General features: G+C 35.0%; 18 protein-coding genes. 5 read left to right on the forward strand and 13 right to left on the reverse strand.

What is annotated here, in order from left to right; translation table 11 throughout:
* Window positions 1–423: 423 nt before the first annotated feature.
* Window positions 424–1,833, forward strand: a complete 1,410-nt coding sequence (locus FLV_RS01455) for an APC family permease (RefSeq protein WP_243230252.1) — start codon at window positions 424–426, stop codon at window positions 1,831–1,833.
* A 101-nt stretch (window positions 1,834–1,934) separates the two neighbouring features.
* Here FLV_RS01455 and FLV_RS01460 read toward each other — a convergent pair whose 3' ends face one another.
* The 5 genes from FLV_RS01460 to kdpB form a co-directional block, all read right to left on the reverse strand.
* On the reverse strand, window positions 1,935–3,653 hold the full coding sequence (locus tag FLV_RS01460) for an ATP-binding protein (protein ID WP_243230253.1): 1,719 nt from the start codon (window positions 3,651–3,653) through the stop codon (window positions 1,935–1,937).
* A gap of 72 nt (window positions 3,654–3,725) precedes the next feature.
* Window positions 3,726–4,853: a universal stress protein gene (locus FLV_RS01465; RefSeq protein WP_243230254.1), complete on the reverse strand. Its 1,128-nt coding sequence runs from the start codon at window positions 4,851–4,853 to the stop codon at window positions 3,726–3,728.
* A 142-nt stretch (window positions 4,854–4,995) separates the two neighbouring features.
* The gene (locus FLV_RS01470) at window positions 4,996–6,087 is read right to left on the reverse strand and encodes a porin (RefSeq protein ID WP_243230255.1); all 1,092 of its coding nucleotides are present in this window, start codon (window positions 6,085–6,087) and stop codon (window positions 4,996–4,998) included.
* 485 nt (window positions 6,088–6,572) lie between these two features.
* The gene (locus tag FLV_RS01475) at window positions 6,573–7,124 is read right to left on the reverse strand and encodes a K(+)-transporting ATPase subunit C (protein WP_243230256.1); all 552 of its coding nucleotides are present in this window, start codon (window positions 7,122–7,124) and stop codon (window positions 6,573–6,575) included.
* A 121-nt stretch (window positions 7,125–7,245) separates the two neighbouring features.
* Window positions 7,246–9,336 (reverse strand): potassium-transporting ATPase subunit KdpB, encoded by a 2,091-nt coding sequence (kdpB, locus tag FLV_RS01480; RefSeq protein WP_243230257.1) that lies wholly within the window; start codon window positions 9,334–9,336, stop codon window positions 7,246–7,248.
* A 68-nt stretch (window positions 9,337–9,404) separates the two neighbouring features.
* Between kdpB and FLV_RS01485 the strand changes: the two genes are divergently transcribed.
* A complete protein-coding gene (locus tag FLV_RS01485) occupies window positions 9,405–9,764 on the forward strand; it encodes a four helix bundle protein (protein WP_243230258.1) in 360 nt (119 codons plus the stop codon).
* A 105-nt stretch (window positions 9,765–9,869) separates the two neighbouring features.
* On the opposite strand, the gene kdpA is transcribed toward FLV_RS01485, so the two are convergent.
* The 4 genes from kdpA to FLV_RS01505 all read right to left on the reverse strand — a co-directional run bounded on the left by kdpA (window position 9,870) and on the right by FLV_RS01505 (window position 13,865).
* Window positions 9,870–11,588 (reverse strand): potassium-transporting ATPase subunit KdpA, encoded by a 1,719-nt coding sequence (gene kdpA, locus FLV_RS01490; protein ID WP_243230259.1) that lies wholly within the window; start codon window positions 11,586–11,588, stop codon window positions 9,870–9,872.
* A 105-nt stretch (window positions 11,589–11,693) separates the two neighbouring features.
* Entirely contained in the window at window positions 11,694–11,771 is a 78-nt protein-coding gene (gene kdpF, locus FLV_RS01495; RefSeq protein ID WP_081909388.1) for a K(+)-transporting ATPase subunit F, read from the reverse strand.
* Between the two features lie 184 nt (window positions 11,772–11,955).
* Window positions 11,956–12,237 (reverse strand): hypothetical protein, encoded by a 282-nt coding sequence (locus FLV_RS01500; protein WP_243230260.1) that lies wholly within the window; start codon window positions 12,235–12,237, stop codon window positions 11,956–11,958.
* Window positions 12,238–12,518: 281 nt separating this feature from the next.
* A complete protein-coding gene (locus tag FLV_RS01505) occupies window positions 12,519–13,865 on the reverse strand; it encodes a sigma-54-dependent transcriptional regulator (RefSeq protein ID WP_243230261.1) in 1,347 nt (448 codons plus the stop codon).
* A gap of 169 nt (window positions 13,866–14,034) precedes the next feature.
* Between FLV_RS01505 and FLV_RS01510 the strand changes: the two genes are divergently transcribed.
* Window positions 14,035–15,045, forward strand: a complete 1,011-nt coding sequence (locus FLV_RS01510; RefSeq protein ID WP_243230262.1) for an LLM class flavin-dependent oxidoreductase — start codon at window positions 14,035–14,037, stop codon at window positions 15,043–15,045.
* A gap of 105 nt (window positions 15,046–15,150) precedes the next feature.
* On the opposite strand, the gene FLV_RS01515 is transcribed toward FLV_RS01510, so the two are convergent.
* On the reverse strand, window positions 15,151–15,525 hold the full coding sequence (locus FLV_RS01515; protein WP_243230264.1) for an STAS/SEC14 domain-containing protein: 375 nt from the start codon (window positions 15,523–15,525) through the stop codon (window positions 15,151–15,153).
* Between the two features lie 200 nt (window positions 15,526–15,725).
* On the opposite strand from FLV_RS01515, the gene FLV_RS01520 reads away from it, so the two are divergent.
* Window positions 15,726–16,346, forward strand: coding sequence for a DUF4230 domain-containing protein (locus FLV_RS01520; RefSeq protein ID WP_243230266.1), 621 nt, complete (start codon window positions 15,726–15,728; stop codon window positions 16,344–16,346).
* A gap of 154 nt (window positions 16,347–16,500) precedes the next feature.
* Window positions 16,501–16,824 (forward strand): GIY-YIG nuclease family protein, encoded by a 324-nt coding sequence (locus FLV_RS01525; RefSeq protein WP_243230268.1) that lies wholly within the window; start codon window positions 16,501–16,503, stop codon window positions 16,822–16,824.
* A gap of 163 nt (window positions 16,825–16,987) precedes the next feature.
* On the opposite strand, the gene FLV_RS01530 is transcribed toward FLV_RS01525, so the two are convergent.
* From FLV_RS01530 to FLV_RS01540, 3 genes are all read right to left on the reverse strand, one after another.
* Window positions 16,988–18,742, reverse strand: coding sequence for an aromatic amino acid hydroxylase (locus tag FLV_RS01530; RefSeq protein ID WP_243230270.1), 1,755 nt, complete (start codon window positions 18,740–18,742; stop codon window positions 16,988–16,990).
* 238 nt (window positions 18,743–18,980) lie between these two features.
* Window positions 18,981–19,322 (reverse strand): hypothetical protein, encoded by a 342-nt coding sequence (locus tag FLV_RS01535; RefSeq protein WP_243230271.1) that lies wholly within the window; start codon window positions 19,320–19,322, stop codon window positions 18,981–18,983.
* A 79-nt stretch (window positions 19,323–19,401) separates the two neighbouring features.
* The gene (locus tag FLV_RS01540; protein ID WP_243230272.1) at window positions 19,402–19,788 is read right to left on the reverse strand and encodes a group III truncated hemoglobin; all 387 of its coding nucleotides are present in this window, start codon (window positions 19,786–19,788) and stop codon (window positions 19,402–19,404) included.
* Window positions 19,789–19,796: the final 8 nt, after the last annotated feature.

Here is a 19,796-nt window from a genome sequence, read left to right on the forward strand (position 1 = left end):
CTAATGTATATTATGTAACAGGTTTTCTGTTATTTTCATTTTTTTTAGTTAATAAATTATTAGTAACTCATTAATTTGGATTTATTAGCTAAAAAATCATAGATAAATTTAATAAAAAAAGAATTCCGTTTAACGGATGGTCTATTTTTTCTTGTTAAATTTTAGAACTTAAATAAAGGGTTCTGGAATTGATTTAAATCATTGGTTATGAGTTTGTTGTTTTTTTTGTAATTCTAACTGTAATCAAAAGGTCTTATGAAATCAGAATTTGCGTAAGGGGTAGAGGCGGTATCCTTTTGCCGGCGGAGCAAAGCAAAAGATATAGCCGAAAACCCGACCCGCAGGGATACGCCCAAAAAAGTTTACCGTAATCTAAAGTTTCAGAAAAAAGTATATCTTTAACCAACCAAAAAACCAAAAATAATGCAGGAAAATAACCAGGAAAATTTTAAAAGAGAACTCGGATTATTAGACGGAACCATGCTTGTGGTAGGTTCTATGATTGGCTCCGGAATATTTATAGTGAGTGCAGATATTGCCAGACAAGTAGGTTCAGCCGGATGGCTGACATTGATTTGGCTAATTTCAGGATTAATTACCATTATTGCTGCTGTGAGTTATGGAGAATTGAGTGCCATGTTTCCAAAAGCAGGCGGACAATATGTTTATTTGAAAGAAGCCTATAACAAACTGATTGCTTTTTTGTATGGCTGGAGCTTTTTTGCTGTAATTCAAACCGGAACAATTGCTGCGGTTGGTGTGGCTTTCTCTAAATTCGCAGCTTATCTTTACGAACCGCTGAGTGATGAAAATATCTTATTTGAATTAGGTTTTTTTAAACTAAATGCAGCCCAGATTGTGTCGATTGTTACAATTGTTTTCTTAACCTACATAAACAGTCGTGGTGTAAAAAACGGGAAGACTCTTCAGACCGTTTTAACCATTATCAAAATACTATCATTACTTGGTTTGATTGTTTTTGGCTTAACTCTTGCGGCAAAAGCCTCGGTTTGGAATGCCAACTGGACTGCAGCCTGGACACCTCATTCTTATAATGCAGACCACGGTACATGGCTGCCTATTAGCGGAAAAGCTTTAATTACAGGTATTTCAGCGGCAATGGTTGGGTCATTATTTTCAAGCGATGCCTGGGTTGGTGTAACTTTCATTGCCGGAGAAATTAAAAATCCAAAGCGAAATGTGGGTTTAAGTTTATTTTTAGGAACTTTTATTGTGACCATTATTTATGTACTGACAAACCTGATGTATCTGGCGGTAATTCCAATGGATGAAATTGCAACAGCAAAATCAGACAGGGTTGCGGTAGTTGCTTCTCAGTATATTTTTGGCGATATCGGAACATTGGTTATTGCTATCATGATTATGATTTCGACTTTTGCCTGTAATAACGGATTGATTATGGCAGGTGCGAGAGTGTATTATACCATGGCAAATGATGGTTTGTTCTTTAAAAAAGCAGCTGTTCTTAATGAATTTAGTGTGCCTGCGTGGGCTTTGTGGGCACAATGTATTTGGGCTTCGGCTTTATGTCTTACAGGAAAATATGGTGATTTATTAGATTTTGTAATTATTATCGTTTTGATTTTTTACATCTTGACCATCTGCGGAATTTTTATATTGCGTAAAAAAATGCCGGATGCAGAAAGACCTTATAAAGCTTTTGGATACCCGTTTTTACCATTGTTATATATTGTTGTAGCTTCGGCAATAAGTGTTTCACTGTTAATAACCAAATTTTCGACTTGCGGCTGGGGAATTTTGATTATGTTAATCGGAATTCCGGTTTATTATCTGACCAAGCCAAAAGAATAACACACCAGAATAAATTGAATATACAATGCCTTGTTTTTTAGCAAGGCATTTTTTGTTTTTTAATGAATTAAAATATAAATTTCATTAAAAAAACAAACTAATTAAGCCTTCAAACTAAACCAAAAAGTGCTTCCTAATCCCAAATTACTTTCTACACCAACACTTCCGTTTTGGGCTTCAATAAATTCTTTGCTGATGGCCAAACCTAATCCCGTTCCGGATTTCTGGCTTCCCGGAACCTGGAAATATTTATCGAAAACTTTGTTTTTGTATCGTGTGTCAATTCCTTTTCCGGTGTCGATTACCTGAAAGACGATCTGTGAATTTTCTTTTTTTAATTTGATGTGAATCGTGCTTTTTTCAGAAGAATATCTTATTGCATTCGACAAATAATTAATCAAAACCCAGCCTGTTTTTTCAGCATCGGCTTTCACTTCGGTAAGGTTTTCATCGGTATCAATAATTAATTGAATCTGTTTTTGGTCTGCCTGAACTTTTACGGCTTCAACGGCATAATTTATAATTTCATGGGGATTGCTTTTTTCAATATTCAACTGAATATTTCCGGTTTCCAATTGTGATAAATTGAGCAATTCGCCTGTAATTTTCAACAAGCGCTGACTGTCTTCTTTTATACTTTCGACCAATTGTTTCTGATCGTCGTTCATGTCGCCAGTTTTGTCATTTTCAAGCAATTTAAGGCTTAATTTTATAGAGGCAATTGGTGTTTTTAGTTCGTGCGAAACGGTTGCGATAAAATTGGTTTTGGCAAAATCCAATTCTTTAAAAAGCGTAATATTTCGCAGAATAATTACATCGCCAATATTGATTTCTTTTTCTTCTCCCGTTGGAATTATCGTAATATTCAGAATTTCTTTTTCGAAATAACTTTCTTTTCCGTGGGCATAAATTTTAAGGGGTTGTTTTTTAGGAGAATCTGATTCATCTTTCAAAATCAAAGATCGAATCAAATCATTGGTCGAAGCTAGAGTAGATGCTGATTTTCCGATAACATCTTCCAGTTTCAGACCAATAATTTTAAGCGCTTCATCATTGGCAAACAAAACAATATTTTCATGGTCTAAGCCAATAATAGGATCGTGCATATTATTGATTAAAGTTTCCAGTCGTTTCTTTTCGAAGAATAATTTGTACAAATTACTATCGTTATATTCCTGAAGTTTCTGTGCCATCGTATTAAATGATTTTGCTAGATCTCCAAATTCGCTATGACTTGTAAAATGAACACGTTCAGAATAATTTTTATTGGCAATTTCCTTAATACTCAGGGTTAATTCCTTAATCGGATTGGCTATATTATTTGGCAGGTTAACTAATAAATTAAAAGCAATCAAAAAACACAGTGTTCCTATAATAGCAATTGAGAAATTTGATGTTTCTGCTGTTTTTTTAGCAATGTCACTTTTTTGTTTTATGGCATCAAGATTCAGTTTCATAATAGCAAAAATATCCTGACGGATTTGCGTTTTTACAGCTTCATCAGCATTGTTTTTAGCTAAAAGAGCAAAGCTTTCTTTCAGTTTTTCAGTGGCTTGTTTTTCACCTGGCTCTGTAATATTATGGGTTTGTTTTTCAAGATTTTCTTCAAAACTATGAACCGTTCCTTTTGAACCTGATTTCATTCCATCCAAAGCAAAAATCATGTTTCGCGAATATTCCAGCGTATTATAATTTGATTTCAGAATATTCTCAGTGTCCTGTTTAATCAAAAAAACAGAATAAGCACTCACTAACGAGAGAATGATGATCATTAAAAATAATAATCCAACACCCAGATTCAATTTGGTTTTAATTCTCATATTTTTTTGTGTAAAATGTTATTTGTAAAAGGTAAAATGTTGTTTTTCATTTTACATAAAACCTCTTACATTTCACGAGAGGATAACAAGATCAACATTTGACAATGACAATTTGTTTAGCAAACGTCTAAAAATTGTTGTAGACAAAATTACTTTAAATAAATTCAAATGCGGTTTGCCGATACAAACCGTTGTAATTTGTTTTTCTTCAACGGCAAGTAAAATAGCATCGGCTATATTTTTGTTCTCTAATTTAATCACTTCTGCACCTAATTGCACGGCGAGTTTAAAGTTATTAATTAAATGTCGCTGTTTGTCCAAAGCAATTTTTGTACTGCTTTCCTGAGGTGTCTCCACATACAAAACATACCACGATCCGTTGTAATAACTGGCTAATCGTGCTGCTTTTCTAATTACAATTTTAGCTGTTTTGTCATTACTGCTAATGCAGGCCAACAATTTCTCATGTCGTAAAGCATGAAGATTCGGAACTTCATTTTCAACTTTTCGAACGACCTGACTCGCTACTTCTTTCAAAGCCAGTTCCCGAAGTTGTAAAATCTGTTCCGGTTTAAAAAAGTTCGTTAAGGCCGTCTGAATTTTATCCGGAGTATAAATTTTTCCTTCTTTCAAGCGCACAATCAAATCTTCAGATGTTAAGTCGATATTGACGACTTCATCCGCTAATCGCAAGACATTATCAGGAATGCGTTCCTGAACATCAATATTTGTAATACGTTTTACGTCTTCATTTAAACTCTCAATATGCTGAATATTTATTGCTGAAATTACATTAATTCCAGCTTCCAGAATTTCCAAAACATCCTGCCAGCGTTTTTCGTTTTTGCTTCCTTCAACGTTAGTGTGTGCTAATTCATCCACAATAACCACTTCCGGACGAAGATTAATAATTGCCTGAACGTCGAGTTCTTCCAGTTCTTTTCCTTTATAGAAAATGGTCCGTCTTGGAATAATTGGCAAACCCGATAATAATTCATGCGTTTCCTTTCGCATGTGTGTTTCGATGTAGCCGATTTTTACATCGATTCCGTTTTTCAATAACGAATGCGCTTCTTGAAGCATACGAAAAGTCTTGCCCACACCGGCGCTCATTCCAATGTAGATTTTAAACTTTCCCTTTCGTGATTTCTGAATTAAATTGAGAAAGTGCTGTGCGTTATTTTCTTTTTCTTCTTTCATAGTTTTGCCATGAAGGCGCTAAGTCACAAAGTTTTTTGTTTCACGCAGATTTTAAAAGATTTAAGCAGATATTCGCAGATTATTTAATTAAAAATCCATTTAAATCTGCTGTAATCTGTAGAATCTGCGTGAAATATTTTTTTTAGAAACTAATCGCCAGCGAAGTCGTTACAAACGTATTCGTATCCGTTGGAAGATTATCTTTATTGCTGAAGATTTTGTCTTTACTTGAAAGATTTCTAGCTTCAATTCTAAACATAACATTATCAGTGACTAAGTAATCAAAGTTAGCTGAAAATCCGTAAGTTTTAAAACCGTTTGGGGTTTCAGTCCCAATAGCTATCGGGATAATTACACCTTTTTCATCACTATAATATTCGCCTCGTGCTGCCAGCTGAATTTTATCTGTTGGTTTGTATTGCAGAATCAAAACTGGCGAAAACCAAGTGTCATATTTGTTACTGCTTTTAGCCGATTGCTGAGATCCAACGTCAAAACCAGCCGTTACGTTTGTTTTCTCCGTTACTTTAAATTGTCCATAGAAATTATTAAAATAACGCCACTTTTTATCAATATCCGGCTGTTCATTTCCAACATAAGTACTCCAGTTCAAAGCAACCCGATCAGAAGGTTTGTAAGTAACCTGAGTTCCAAAAGCAGGCGTTTGATTGCCTTCAACTTTCTCAATTCTCTGCCAGCCATTTAAGTACATTCCGGCCAAATACCATTTTCCAGATTCAGAAGTATAACCAATTTTAACTCCCGTTTCATAATAAGGCGAATTCTCAGCCAGAATACTTCTCGTTAAAGTCTGACAGTCTTTTCCAATCGCACTTTCAAAACCAATATGCGAAGGCATGATTCCGGCATCAATCCATAAATTATGGTTTTTAGAAATCTTTATACCAACATTTGCTTCGTAAACATTTTTCAATAAACCTTGCTCAGCCGACATATTATACTCGGCATAAGTTCCTGCCATTAAGGCAAAATTCCCCCGAATATTTTCTTTCGAATAATTCACTTTTGCCATCCCTAAATTCAGGTTTACCTCGTTGCTTTTATTATAGCTGTAAAAAAAGTTCGGCCGTGTATGATTTTCCGGTTTCCCGAAATCATAACTGTAATAAGCGTCTACATATCCTGAAAACGTAAATGGACTTATAGATTCTTGCTGTGCATGTAAATTGCTAAAACCAAAAGCGATTAAAGCAGTAAGTATTATTTTTTTCATTTTGTCATTGCGAGGAACGAAGCACTCGAGCGCCAGCGAACTGAGCGTAAGCTAATCTCATCCTCTGAATTAAATTATTTATTAGTAGATTTTTTAGGAGCTAATCCCGCTATCCACTACAATCTTTTGTGTCTCGTTAAAGAAACGAGACACAAAAGGATTTTCGTTTCTATCGGGGCTAGGGCATTTGGGGTAAAAAAGGCTTTTTCGTTTCCTGCAAGGTTTCCAAAACCTTGTAGGTATTTAATTTTTGCGCTTTGTTTGTCATTCCGAGGAACGAGGAATCTCCACAAGAAACTCCGTATAGAAATTCGCCAATCTTTGTCGAGCTACTCGTGGAGATTCCTCGTTCCTCGGAATGACAAACTTTGCGGTTACTTCATGATAATAGTTGATGCAGATTTTTCATACCTACAAGGTTTTAAAAACCTTGCAGGATAAAAACTTAGAATCTCAGTATCTTAGAACCTTAGCAACTTAGAGCTTTAGCGAAGCGCATCTAACGCCACATTCAACTCCAAAACATTCACAGTTTCAGGACCAACAACAGCCGAATTAATTTTAGATTCTACCAAAGCTTTTACTTTAGCTTCAGCTAAATTTCTTTCTTTAGCCACACGTTTAACCTGAATCAAAGCGCCTTGCGGAGAAATATTAGGATCTAAACCACTTCCTGAAGCCGTTACCATATCGGATGGAATCTCAGATTTTTTCAAATAAGGATGAACCACTAAAAAAGTATCAATTCTTTTTTGAACCAAAGCCAAATATTCAGCATTGCCTGGACCTTTATTGCTTCCGGCACTTCCCGCTGCGTTATAATCAACAGCCGAAGGTCTTCCCCAGAAATAATTAGATTTATCGAACTTCTGTCCGATTTTTTGATAACCAACCACTTTTCCGTTAACCGAAATCGTTTCTCCTTTTCCTTGATTTGGAGCAATTTGTGCGATTCCGTAAATCGCTAAAGGATAAATAACTGCGAATAAGATGAGTGTAACCGCAGTAAGTTTTATTATAGAAAATAGATTTTTCATTTCTTTAAAGTTTCTAAGAGACTAAGTCTCTAAGTTTCTAAGTTTTTTTAATTGTGATAAATCAGTTTTAAAGATTCTAAGAAAAAAACTTAGAATCTTAGCAACTTAGCGCCTTAGCATCTTACATAAATAGTGCTACCAGCAAATCAATTACTTTAATTCCGATAAAAGGAACAATCAATCCGCCAAGGCCATAAATCAAAAGGTTTCTTTTTAAGATGGCACTAGCTCCAATTGGTCGATAATCAACCCCTTTCAGCGCAAGCGGAATCAATATCGGAATGATAATCGCATTGAAAATTACAGCCGATAAAATCGCACTTTCAGGACTATGCAATTGCATAATGTTTAAACCTTGCAGCGCAGGAATTGCAGTAATAAAAAGAGCAGGAACAATAGCAAAATATTTCGCAACGTCATTTGCAATAGAAAAAGTAGTTAAAGTGCCTCGAGTCATTAAAAGCTGTTTTCCAATTTCAACAATTTCAATTAGTTTGGTTGGGTCATTGTCAAGATCGACCATGTTTCCTGCTTCTTTTGCCGCTTGAGTTCCGCTGTTCATCGCAACTCCAACATTTGCTTGGGCAAGAGCAGGAGCATCATTTGTTCCGTCACCCATCATGGCAACCAATCTTCCTTCAGCCTGTTCTTTTCGGATGTAATTCATTTTATCCTCAGGTTTAGCCTCGGCAATAAAATCATCAACACCGGCAGCTTCGGCAATAAATTTAGCCGTAAGCGGATTATCTCCTGTAACCATAACCGTTTTGATTCCCATTCTGCGTAAGCGCTCAAAACGTTCTTTCATTCCGGTTTTGATAATATCCTGAAGTTCGATAACACCCTGAACTTCATTGTTTTTGATTACTACTAATGGAGTTCCTCCGTTAGACGAAATGGTAATTACGTGTTGGGCAGTATCTTCAGGAAAAGCATTTCCGGCTTGTTGTGCAATATTCTTTGCAGCGTCTTGTGCTCCTTTTCGAATATTAGTTCCATCTTTTAATACGACTCCGGAAGTTCTGGTTTCGGCAGTAAATTTGATTGTGTGTAAAATGTTATCTGTGAAATGTGAAATGTCTGATTGCATTTTACTACTTACATCTAACATTTTACTAAGCTCAATGATGCTTTTCCCTTCCGGAGTATCATCTGCAAGTGAACTCAAAACAGCCGATTTTACAAAATCATCAAAAGAAATTCCTTTTGTTGGGTAAAAATTGGTTGCTTTTCTGTTTCCAATGGTAATAGTTCCTGTTTTATCCAAAAGCAATACGTCAATATCTCCGGCAGTTTCAACCGCTTTACCAGATTTTGTAATTACGTTTGCGCGCAAAGCTCTGTCCATTCCAGCAATACCAATCGCAGAAAGCAATCCGCCAATTGTAGTAGGAATTAAACAAACGAACAAAGCAATGAAAGCCGCAATCGTGATGGGTGCGTTGGCATAGTCGGCAAACGGTTTTAGCGTAACGCACACAATCACGAAGATTAAAGTAAATGCGGCTAATAAAATGGTTAAGGCAATTTCGTTTGGTGTTTTCTGACGGCTCGCACCTTCAACCAAAGCAATCATTTTATCTAAAAAGCTTTCACCTGGTTCAGAAGTTACTTTTACTTTAATTTTATCAGATAATACTTTTGTTCCTCCGGTTACTGAAGATTTATCTCCGCCAGCTTCCCGAATTACAGGAGCACTTTCTCCGGTAATGGCACTTTCGTCGATTGTAGCCAGACCTTCGATAATTTCACCATCGGCAGCAATTAAATCACCGGCTTCACAAACGAAAACATCGCCCTTTTTTAATTGTGAAGAGGTTAGATGTAAAAAGTGAGATGTTTGAAGATTGTGAACTGAGACATCTGACATTTCACTTTTTACTTTTTTCACAGATGTTTCTTCTCTGGTTTTTCTTAAACTATCTGCCTGTGCTTTCCCTCTTGCTTCGGCAATTGCTTCGGCGAAATTGGCAAATAAAAGCGTTGCCAGTAAAATCAAGAACACTATTAGGTTGTAAATAAAACTTCCCTGATCATTTGCTCCCATTAATATCGAAATGCAGACAGCAAACATAATGGCAGTTCCAATTTCTACGGTAAACATTACCGGATTTTTGATCATCATTTTTGGATTCAGTTTCACAAAAGACTGCGCTAAGGCTTCTTTTACCTGTTTACTTTCAAACAATGATGTTGATTTATTAGTTGTCATTTTTCTTTGTGTAAAATGTTAGATGTAAAATGTGAAATTTCTTACTTTTGTAAATAATTATTTTAAATATGAAACCACACAAAAAATTGAATTCCTGGATTAAAAGTTTTGAATTCGTTAAAGAAATTTATTTAGTTACGAGGCAATTCCCTTCTGAGGAAAAGTTTGGAATTACTTCCCAAATCCGCAGAGCTTCTGTTTCAGTACCTGTTAACATTGCTGAAGGAGCAGCACGAAAAGGAACAAAAGAATTTATCCATTTTTTACATATTTCACTAGGATCTGTATCAGAACTCGATACTTTAATTTTATTAAGCAAAGAGTTAGATTTTTTCAATGAAAAAGAATGCGGACAATTGATTGAAAAATTAGATATCATAGGAAAACTTATTTATGGATTAATCAAGAACCTAGAAGCACGTTTATGATTTGTTTTTTGTGAGATGTGAAAAGTGAGTTGTAAGTTGATATTATGAGAGTTAATTTGATTTCTTTTTTTCGCATTTCACATCTCACTTTTTACAAATCACATTTTACATTCCAAAATATTCAGCCAATGGACCTAAAGCCAACGCTGGGAAGAACGATAAAGCAGCGATAATTGCGATTACGGCAAAAGTCATGATTCCGAAAATTGAAGTATCCGTTTTTAAAGTTCCTGCACTTTCCGGAATGTATTTTTTGCCTGCCAGTAAACCTGCAATTGCTAATGGACCAATGATTGGAATAAAACGGCTTAACAGTAATACAATTCCCGTAGTGATATTCCAGAACGGATTATTATCTCCCAATCCTTCAAAACCAGAACCGTTATTAGCAGCGCTTGAAGTATATTCGTATAACATTTCTGAGAATCCGTGATTACCGGGATTGTTTAACCAGCCTGTTGCATTTCCGTTAAACCAGTAACCCATTGCGGTATCATGTGCGGCAAAATAAGATGCTAAAGCAGTTCCTGATAATATTAATAAAGGGTGAAGAATGGCAATAAAAGCAGCAATTTTGACTTCCCGCGCTTCGATTTTCTTGCCTAAAAATTCGGGAGTTCGACCAACCATTAATCCGGAGATAAATACAGCCAGAATAATGAAAATATAGTAGTTTAAAATACCAACTCCGCATCCGCCATAAAAGGCATTTACCATCATTGATAATAATTGCATTGCGCCAGAAATCGGCATCGAACTATCGTGCATGCTGTTTACAGAACCTGTCGAAATTACCGTTGTAGCGATACTCCAAAAGCCTGACATTGCGGGACCAAACCGAACTTCTTTTCCTTCCATCGATCCGGTTGTCTGTGCGATTCCCATTTTTTCGATGGCAGGATTTCCGTTGATTTCGCTCATAACTGTTGGAACAACCAGAAGTAAAAAACCAACCGTCATTACACCAAAAATGATATTCGATAATCTTCTTTTGTTGAGGTAAAACCCAAGAGCAAAAATCATTGCAAACGGAATAATCATTTGTGCCCAAAGCTCAACTCCATTCGTAAGATAGGTTGGGTTTTCTAATGGATGCGCTGAGTTGGCTCCAAAAAATCCACCACCGTTTGTACCTATATGTTTAATCGCAATAAATGCCGCAGCAGGTCCGCGAGAAACTTCGACATGATCGCCCTGAAGCGTTGTAATAGCATCTTTGCCTTCAAAAGTCATTGGAGTGCCACTGAAAACTAATACAATAGCTACGATTGCTGAAAGCGGTAATAAAATACGAGTACAGCTTTTGATGAAATAATTGTAAAAATTACCCAATTGTTCTGTCGTTCTTTCTTTCATTGCGGTAAAAATCATTGCAGCAGCAGCCATCCCGATACCGGCAGAAACAAATTGAAGGAACATCAAGACGATTTGTGAAAGGTAAGAAACCCCGCTTTCGCCTGAATAATGCTGTAAGTTGCAATTGACTAAAAATGAAATAGCGGTGTTAAATGCCAAATCAGGTGTCATAGAAGGGTTGTTATCCGGATTAAGGGGCAAAGAACCCTGAAACAATAAGACAAAAAAGCAAAGAAAGAACCAAACCATATTGATACTTAAAAGTGCTTTTAAGTGTTGTTTCCAGTTCATTTCTTCAGCCGAATTAATACTGCTGATTTTAAAAATAAATTTTTCAATTGGATTGAAAATCGGATCAAGAAGTGTTTTATCTCCCAAATAAACTTTAGCAATATATTTTCCTAAAGGAATAGCTAAAACAATGGTGAGGAGAAAAATACCAATGACGCCTAATAATTCTGTGTTCATAATTTTTTATATTTTGTGAGATGTGAAATTGTAAGATGTGAGATGTGATTTGTAAAAAGAATTGACGCATAACATCTAACTTCTCACTTATAACTTTTCACTAGATTAAAATTTTTCGGGTTTGATTAATACATAAACCAAATACACGAAAACGGCGATTGAAATAATAAATAGTGCGGTCATGATTTAGATTTTTTCAAAGAATTCAACTGATTTAAAGCAAATGGCAAAAAGTACAACAGCCAATGCGAGTAAGAGAAAAGTGATTAACATATTAGATGATTTTAGATTTGTGAAATGTGAGAAGTAAAATGTTATTTGTGAAGAGTGATCAGTACATCTTATATCTCACAAACAACATTTCACATTAAACTCCCGAAGCATTAACCTGCTTTATATATTCCGCTTTAAGCGTTTGAGGAAATAGGTGTGAAATATTGCAGTGACGCACTTCCATAAAAGAAGAAACCGAAAAAACATACACATTAGAAATGGCATTTTTGGTTTCGATGCTTCCGGTTACAAATAGGCGTTCAGCAAGTGCCAAGCATTTTTTTGCCCGAACGATATTTCCGGAAATAATAGATTTTTTGGTTATCTCAGCAAACCGTTCGGCTTGTTTGTAGATTGAGGAGACTTGGTTTTTCATGAGAATGAATTTTTAATGTTCTCTCTCCTTATGCCAAAATATGTTCCGAAAAAATCAAGTTACAGCTAAAGTGCTGTCAATAAAAGGAATGTAGTTTTGTGCCAAAAATTAGGCATAATAAAAGCCTATCAAAATGATAAGCTTTTATTGAAATGATAAGGTTATTTCGATTATTACCGTTTCCTGCAAGGTTTTCAAAACCTTGTAGGTATCCTATTTTTAAGTCTAAAGTTCAAATTATTTAAAATCTAAACCTATAAGGTTTTGAAAACCTTGCAGGATTACGGCTGTATATTATATTCTTCTAGTTTTCGATACAAAGTCGCAATTCCAATTTCTAACAATCTTGCGGTTTCCGCTTTATTTCCTTTGGTATAATTCAAAACCTTCTGTATATGAAGTTTTTCAACACTCTGCATCGAAAAAGCTGACATTGGTTTTGAATTGTTTTGAGATTGATGCTGCATTTCATAAGGCAGAACATCGGAAGTTAAAGTATCGCCATTACTCAAAATAACCGATCGTTCAATAATGTTTTTCAGTTCACGGATATTTCCCGGCCAGGAATAGTTTTCTAATTTCTGCAAAAAATCATCTGAGATATGTAAAGTTTTTTTATTTGTTTTTTCAGAAAATTGTTTTACGAAATGATGCGTCAAAACCGCAATATCTTTAATTCGTTCTCTTAAAGAAGGTAATTTTATTTCGAAGATATTCAAACGAAAATACAAATCAGAACGGAAACGATGTTCATCACTTTCTGTTTTTAAATCTCGGTTTGTAGCAGCAATTAATCTGAAATTTGATTTTTTTGGAGTCGTGTCGCCAACCGGAATATATTCAGAAGTTTCTAAAACACGCAATAATTTTGCCTGAAGATCAATTGGCATTTCACCAATTTCATCCAGAAATAAAGTACCGCCATTGGCTTCTTCAATAAAACCTTTTTTATCTTTTAAAGCTCCTGTAAAAGCACCTTGTTTGTGACCAAAAAGTTCGCTTTCTAAAATTTCCTTACTAAAAGTACTGCAGTTTAATGCCACAAAAGATTTTCCTGTACGATTGCTGTTTTCGTGAATCGCCTGTGCAAAAACTTCTTTTCCGGTTCCAGTTTCTCCGGTTAATAAAACAGTCGAATCAGTTTTGGCGACTTTTTGGGCAAGATCAATGACTTGTTCGATTCCTTTTGATTTCCCAATTATGCTGGAAAAGGAATATTTATCTCCAATACGTTTTTCAAGTTGTTGTACTTTTTTCTGCAAATGCACTTTTTCGACCGCTTTATAAAGAAGTGGAATAATTTTATCGTTATCATCGCCTTTTACAATATAATCGAAAGCACCATTTTTCATCGCCTGAACGCCGTCTGGAATATTTCCGAAAGCCGTTAAAAGAATAACTTCTGTCAACGGAAAACTTCCTTTTATGTTCTGCAGAAAATCAACACCGTTTCCGTCAGGAAGTTTTACATCACACAAAACAACATCAATATCAGTTTGTTCCAGTTTCTTAAAACCCGATTTTAAATCTTTGGCTTCAAAAACTTCAAATCCTTCTGATTTTATAATACGCGCCAACAGACTTCTCAGTTTTTCCTCGTCGTCTATAATTAAAATTTTGTGTGTCATTTGCAGATAAGCTAAAACCGAATGGGTGTTTTGATGTACAAATTTAGGTTTTAAATCATTTGAGTTACTTCTTTTTTTGTCTGAATTGAAATATTATAATTCAATTAACATCACAGAATTTATGCTTTCATTTTAAATGAATTAATTTTGTAAAAAGATATTTATTTACATGAAAAATCCAATTTCACTCTCCATATTAGAACTCGCTATTATCAATAATGACAGCAATGCAGCTGAAACATTACATAAAACAAAAGAAATTGCCCAATTAACAGATGCTTTAGGCTACAAAAGGTTTTGGCTTGCCGAACACCACAATATGGCTCATGTAGCCAGTACCGCAACGGTGGTTTTGATTGGATATGTTGCCAGTCAGACAAAAAATATCCGTGTGGGGTCCGGCGGAATTATGCTGCCCAATCATTCTCCTTTAATCGTGGCAGAACAATTTGGAACTTTAGAAACATTGTACCCTGGCCGAGTTGATTTAGGTCTTGGAAGAGCTCCCGGAACCGATCAGCCAACTGCCGAAGCGATTCGAAAAGATTTCTTCGAACAGGCACAGCGATTTCCACAGAACGTATCAAAACTTCAGGATTATTTTTCTGAAGAAAATGCTACTGCAAAAGTGCGTGCCTTCCCTGCCGAAGGAACTAAAGTACCTATCTGGATTTTAGGTTCCAGTATGGAAAGTGCTTCTTTGGCCGCTTCGTACGGCTTTCCGTATGCTTTTGCCGGACATTTTGCACCACGCCAAATGCTGCAGGCATTTGAGTTTTATCGTGATAATTTTCAGCCTTCAGCGGCTTTAGACAAACCGAAAACTATCGCATGCGTAAATATTATTGCTGCCGATACAAATGAAGAAGCCGAAAAGCTGTCAACAAGTTTGTACCAAATGTTTCTAAATTTAATTCGGAATGACCGCAAAGGGCTTCAGCCGCCTGTCGATTCTCTGGATGATATTATGAGCGAAGAAGAACGTTTTCACGTCAATCAGATGACGGCCTGCTCTTTTGTAGGAAGCAAAAAACAACTCGTAGAAGATTTGAAAAAATTTATTGATTATGCTAAAATTGACGAGTTAATGATTACCAGCCCAATTTTTAATCATCAAGCAAAATTAAAAAGCCTGCAATTGACTAAAGAAGTAATAGATGAATTGAATAAGGATTTGTAGAATTTTTTTAAGAAACAATGAAGATAAAATAAATTGCCATTCCGAAAAATCTAAATTTAGATTCCTGCGAAATGGCAATTTGTATATGAATTAATTAGAAATATTTTAATCCAAGTCTATTTTTTCTGATGTCCAGTCTATAGCCAGCATATAATCTTCTTTTTTGAATCCTTTAAACTCTCCCGGCATAATTTTATTGAAAACTTTAGTAAAATTAATGATTCTCTGACAGTCCGTTACAATAGCAGCTCTTGTCCATTTTGTAATGTTTTTAATGCTTAACAAAGCTTCATGAAGCCAGGTACCTAATGCAAAATCGGTTGGAGAATTATCGAAAAAGAATAAATAATTAAGTTTCTGTGTATCATCTATTAAAAGACGTACTTCTGATTTAACAAAATCAACATCGCCTTTAACTGCGTGACCGGCTGTTTTAAAACCAATCATATTTTCGGGTAATTCCTTAATTTTTTCAATCATAACATTTAAATTTTGCAGGTTACATCCATTTTTACAAATATATACGAAAGACCTGTTTTTTTGTTTATGTAAAAAGCTGATAATCTTACATAATTCCAATGTTTGTAAATAATTGCTATTAAAATCGTTTCAGAAATACTAGAGTGTTTTACTCAAAAAAGTATTAAATTAGCTACCATTATAAAACATAAATCCAAATTATGCTTAAGAGAATTTTAGTGGGTGCCGGAATTGTAGTTGCCATTATTCTGGCTTTCAAATATTGCGAATTCAAAAAAGACGATGACTCAACAATCGATTATAATACGAATTTAATACAGCAGCAAATTCTGAATGTAGGCAAATTGGTCGTTACCGAAGGACATTTCTCGGAAGTCATTACGTATAAGAATCAGGAGAAATATTTGATGGACATGATTTCTTTTGAAAAGAAGGCGCTTGTGGTCGTAAACGCCAATGTTACCGTTGCCTACGATTTGCACAAAATGAAATATGATATTGATGAGAAAAATAAAACCATAACCATTCTCAATATTCCGAAAGAAGAAATTACGATTAATCCCGATATTCAGTTTTATGATGTAGAGCAAAGTAAACTGAATCCGTTTACTGGTGATGATTATAATAAAATCAATAAATCAGTAAAAGCGAATCTGGCTAAGAAAATTGAGAAATCTACACTTAAATCAAACGCTCAAAACAGATTAATCAGTGAATTGTCTAAGATTTTAATTATGACCAATTCAATGGGCTGGAAATTGCAATACAATGGAAAAACGATTGAATCGGAGAGTGAGTTTAATGAGGATTTGAAGTTGTAATTTAATGTTCAAAGGTTGAGGGGTTTTCGGCAATCTTTCATTTCGAGGAACGAGAAATCAAATACATAGAGCAACGAGCTGTAAATGCTTTGTGTGATTTTTCCTTCGTCGAAGTGACAAAAAAACTTAGAAAATTATACAATTAATAAAAACTATGTTTAATACTCAGGAAGGTTTTCACACTTATTATGTTTATATCCTCACCAATAGTTACCGTTCTACTTTTTATATTGGAGTTACCAATAATTTAAAATTAAGACTGCAACAACATAAAGAAAATTTAGAAATTGCTAATAAAAGTTTTGCTTCAAAATATGGCTTAGAATTCTTGATTTATTATGAAAAGTTTGTTTGGATTCAGGAAGCAATTTCCAGAGAAAAAGAATTAAAAAAATGGAGAAGAGAAAAGAAAATTGCACTAATAAAGGATTTTAATCCAAAATTAGAATTTCTAAATTATCATTTCGACTCAATTTAACTAGTCTATTTTGTCATTTCGACGAAGGAGAAATCACACTAGAAACTCCTTAATCAAAATCGCCAATCTTTGTCGAATTCCGAGTGTGACTTCTCCTTCGTCGAAGTGACAAGCAATGTGAATGTTGCTTGGCAAAAAACTGGTACGTCTTTGCGAAATTAATTTATAATACTTTTTCAAAAATTAAATCCAGTCCGCCAGCGATTAAATGTGCCACTTCAGGACGTTTTTCTTTCAGTTGATCCAGATAAACCAATACTTCCTGTAAAAGTTGTTTTTCTTCGGAATCTTTTAAAAGTTCGGTAATTTCAACAGAAAGTAACCAATCAGCAGGATGATCTTTTTTTAGTTTTTCAAAAACAGCTTTTAGTTCAGCTTTAGAATCTTTATTATTTCGGATATTTCGAACAGTCGAATATAAAATTTCCAAATCATCACGTTCTGCAGAATGTTTTGCTTTTATGGTAGTCGTTTTCGGAACATTATTAATCAAATCAAAACTATTCACATCGGCTGGACCGGAAAATGCCGAAACCACTTTTTTGCCAATCGCCATATCGTAATTTCCCCATTCCGGCTGAAACAGAATTGTTTCTCCATGTGTTACAGTACAATTTCTGAAACTGATTAGAATGATTTCACCGTGTAAATTTCGGGAGCCGGTAATGATTTCGCCTTCAACGATAATATTGCCTTCAAATTCCAGTTTAACGGTTTCGCTTTCGATAATATTGTAAGCCTGTAAATCCTTCGGGCTCATATCTTCAATTGCCAGATTAAAACCTTTCAGTTTCCCAATCGGACTTCCAAATCCGTGTGGATGTGTTAAAGTTCCGTGACCTACCAATTCTTTTTCACGATAGGATAAAGCTGTTTTTCCTGTGGCCTGAATGTAAACCGGTTTTCCTTCTTCTTCAATAACATTAGTAAAAACTCCTGAAATTTGTAAACCGGTACTCAATTCAATTGTTCCCAAAGCGTTAGATTGAATTAGTTTTTGAATACCTGAAAGACCTCCTGTTCGCAAAGCCATTTTATTAGCAAATTCTTCTAAAATCAAACTCAGATGCGAAAAAGTAGGTGTTACATATAACTGAGGCTGCAATTGTGTAATGTCAAAATTTTGATTGGCAGCCGAAATATCATAAGGAATTTTCTTTACGTTATCGGTCATGCACCAGGCACTTTCACCAATAGAGGAAAGAAGTCCGGCACCATATATTTTAGGGTTTTCAATGGTTCCTATTAAACCATATTCAACTGTCCACCAATGCAGATTTCGAATTTGTGCCATTTCAGACAATTCGCCCATATTGTTTTGCAAATCGGCAACCGCTTTTTCTGCTTCGTCTATTTTTTCCTGAGGCGTATCTTCGGCTTCTTTTAAAATTGAAAGCAGTCGAATCGCTTCATACATTTGATAATCTTTGTGAGAGGATATCGCCTTGCATCCAATCTCGCCAAAACGTCTTAAATATTCTGCATATTCCGGATTGGCAATAATAGGAGCGTGGCCGGCACCTTCGTGAATGATATCCGGCGCTGGAGTATATTCGATATGTTCTAATTGTCTGATATCTGATGCAATAACCAAAACATTATAGGCCTGAAATTCCATAAAAGCATTGGGCGGAATAAACCCGTCAACGGCAACGGCAGCCCAGCCAATTTCGGTCAGAATGCGGTTCATACCATACATGCTCGGAATAGCGTCAATTTCGATTCCGGTTTTTTTTAAACCATCCAGATAGGAGTGATGTGCAACTTTCGACAAATAATCCACGTTTTTACGCATCACATAGCGCCATACCGCCTGGTTAATAGGTGTGTAATCACCATAATCCTGAGGTTTGATGAATTGCTTTAAATGTTTAGGCAATCTTTCTAATAATGGATTTGTTTCAATATTTGAATTCATTTCGAAATCTTTGTAGGTTACAAATGTAAAATTACGTATTTAAGGTGCTAATTTTTGTTAATTATCGTAATTTTTTTGTTCGAAATGATTTTTTATTGCGGTTTCTTTAAATTTTGGTTTTAAAAATTTTCAGAAGCTTGTTCCTGCTGTCCGCTGTATCTTTTGTTTTTTAAAGAAAAAAACAAAAGGATGTCGCTTCCATCAGGGCTAGGGCTATTGGGAATGTAGAAATTTTTAGTTAAAATTCATCATCAAATTCTGTCATCATTAATTCAGGTTTTGTTCGAGAATATTTTATAGTCAGACTATCTCCTTTAGAAATTTTATCATTTTTTTTTAAACGAGCACTTTCTTCGTGAAAAACCCAATTCACATAATATTTTACCCTAATTGAAATAGAATGACCTTTATAGGTAGATTTTTTAGTAACAATTCCACGTGTAGTTTTATAGTCTTTATTAATGAATTTTTTATCCTTTAATTCTTGTTGTCTTTCATAAGTTGCTAATAAATACAATACAGTTAACATTCCGGAAATAGCAAAAATTATAGAAATTATTCCCTTTAAAGTTTTCATCATTTTATATTCAACTTATAATTCGAGCAAATTAGTAAAATTGCTTCGCCTGTTCACTACGGTTCGAGTCGTAGCAAATATTCTACTCATTCTTCAAACCCCTAAAATATTCAATTTTATGATTAAACATAAAGGCCATATTCGTTGCGCGCATTTTGGCTTCTTCGGTAATTACTCCTGAAAACTGGGCATCTATTGAAGTGTTGAAAAGGATTACCCAACGGTCAAAATGAGTTTTGTCTACAGGCAATTGCTTATGCGGAGGAAATGGGGTTCCGGAATAAGCACGAACATCAAATAAAATAGTCTGCCAGAAGCCATACATTTTTTGTAAATGCTCAGGCCAGCGACCCTGCAGTTTATCATTGAAAATTGGTCCCAGTAAATCGTCTTTTTTGACACTGTCATAAAAAGTATCCACCATCTGTTTGATGTCTTCTATGTTTAAAATATCTTTAAGCGCTGCCATGTTTTTAA

The sequence above is a fragment of the Flavobacterium pectinovorum genome, from assembly GCF_022802975.1.
GTDB classification, from domain to species: Bacteria; Bacteroidota; Bacteroidia; order Flavobacteriales; family Flavobacteriaceae; genus Flavobacterium; species Flavobacterium pectinovorum_B.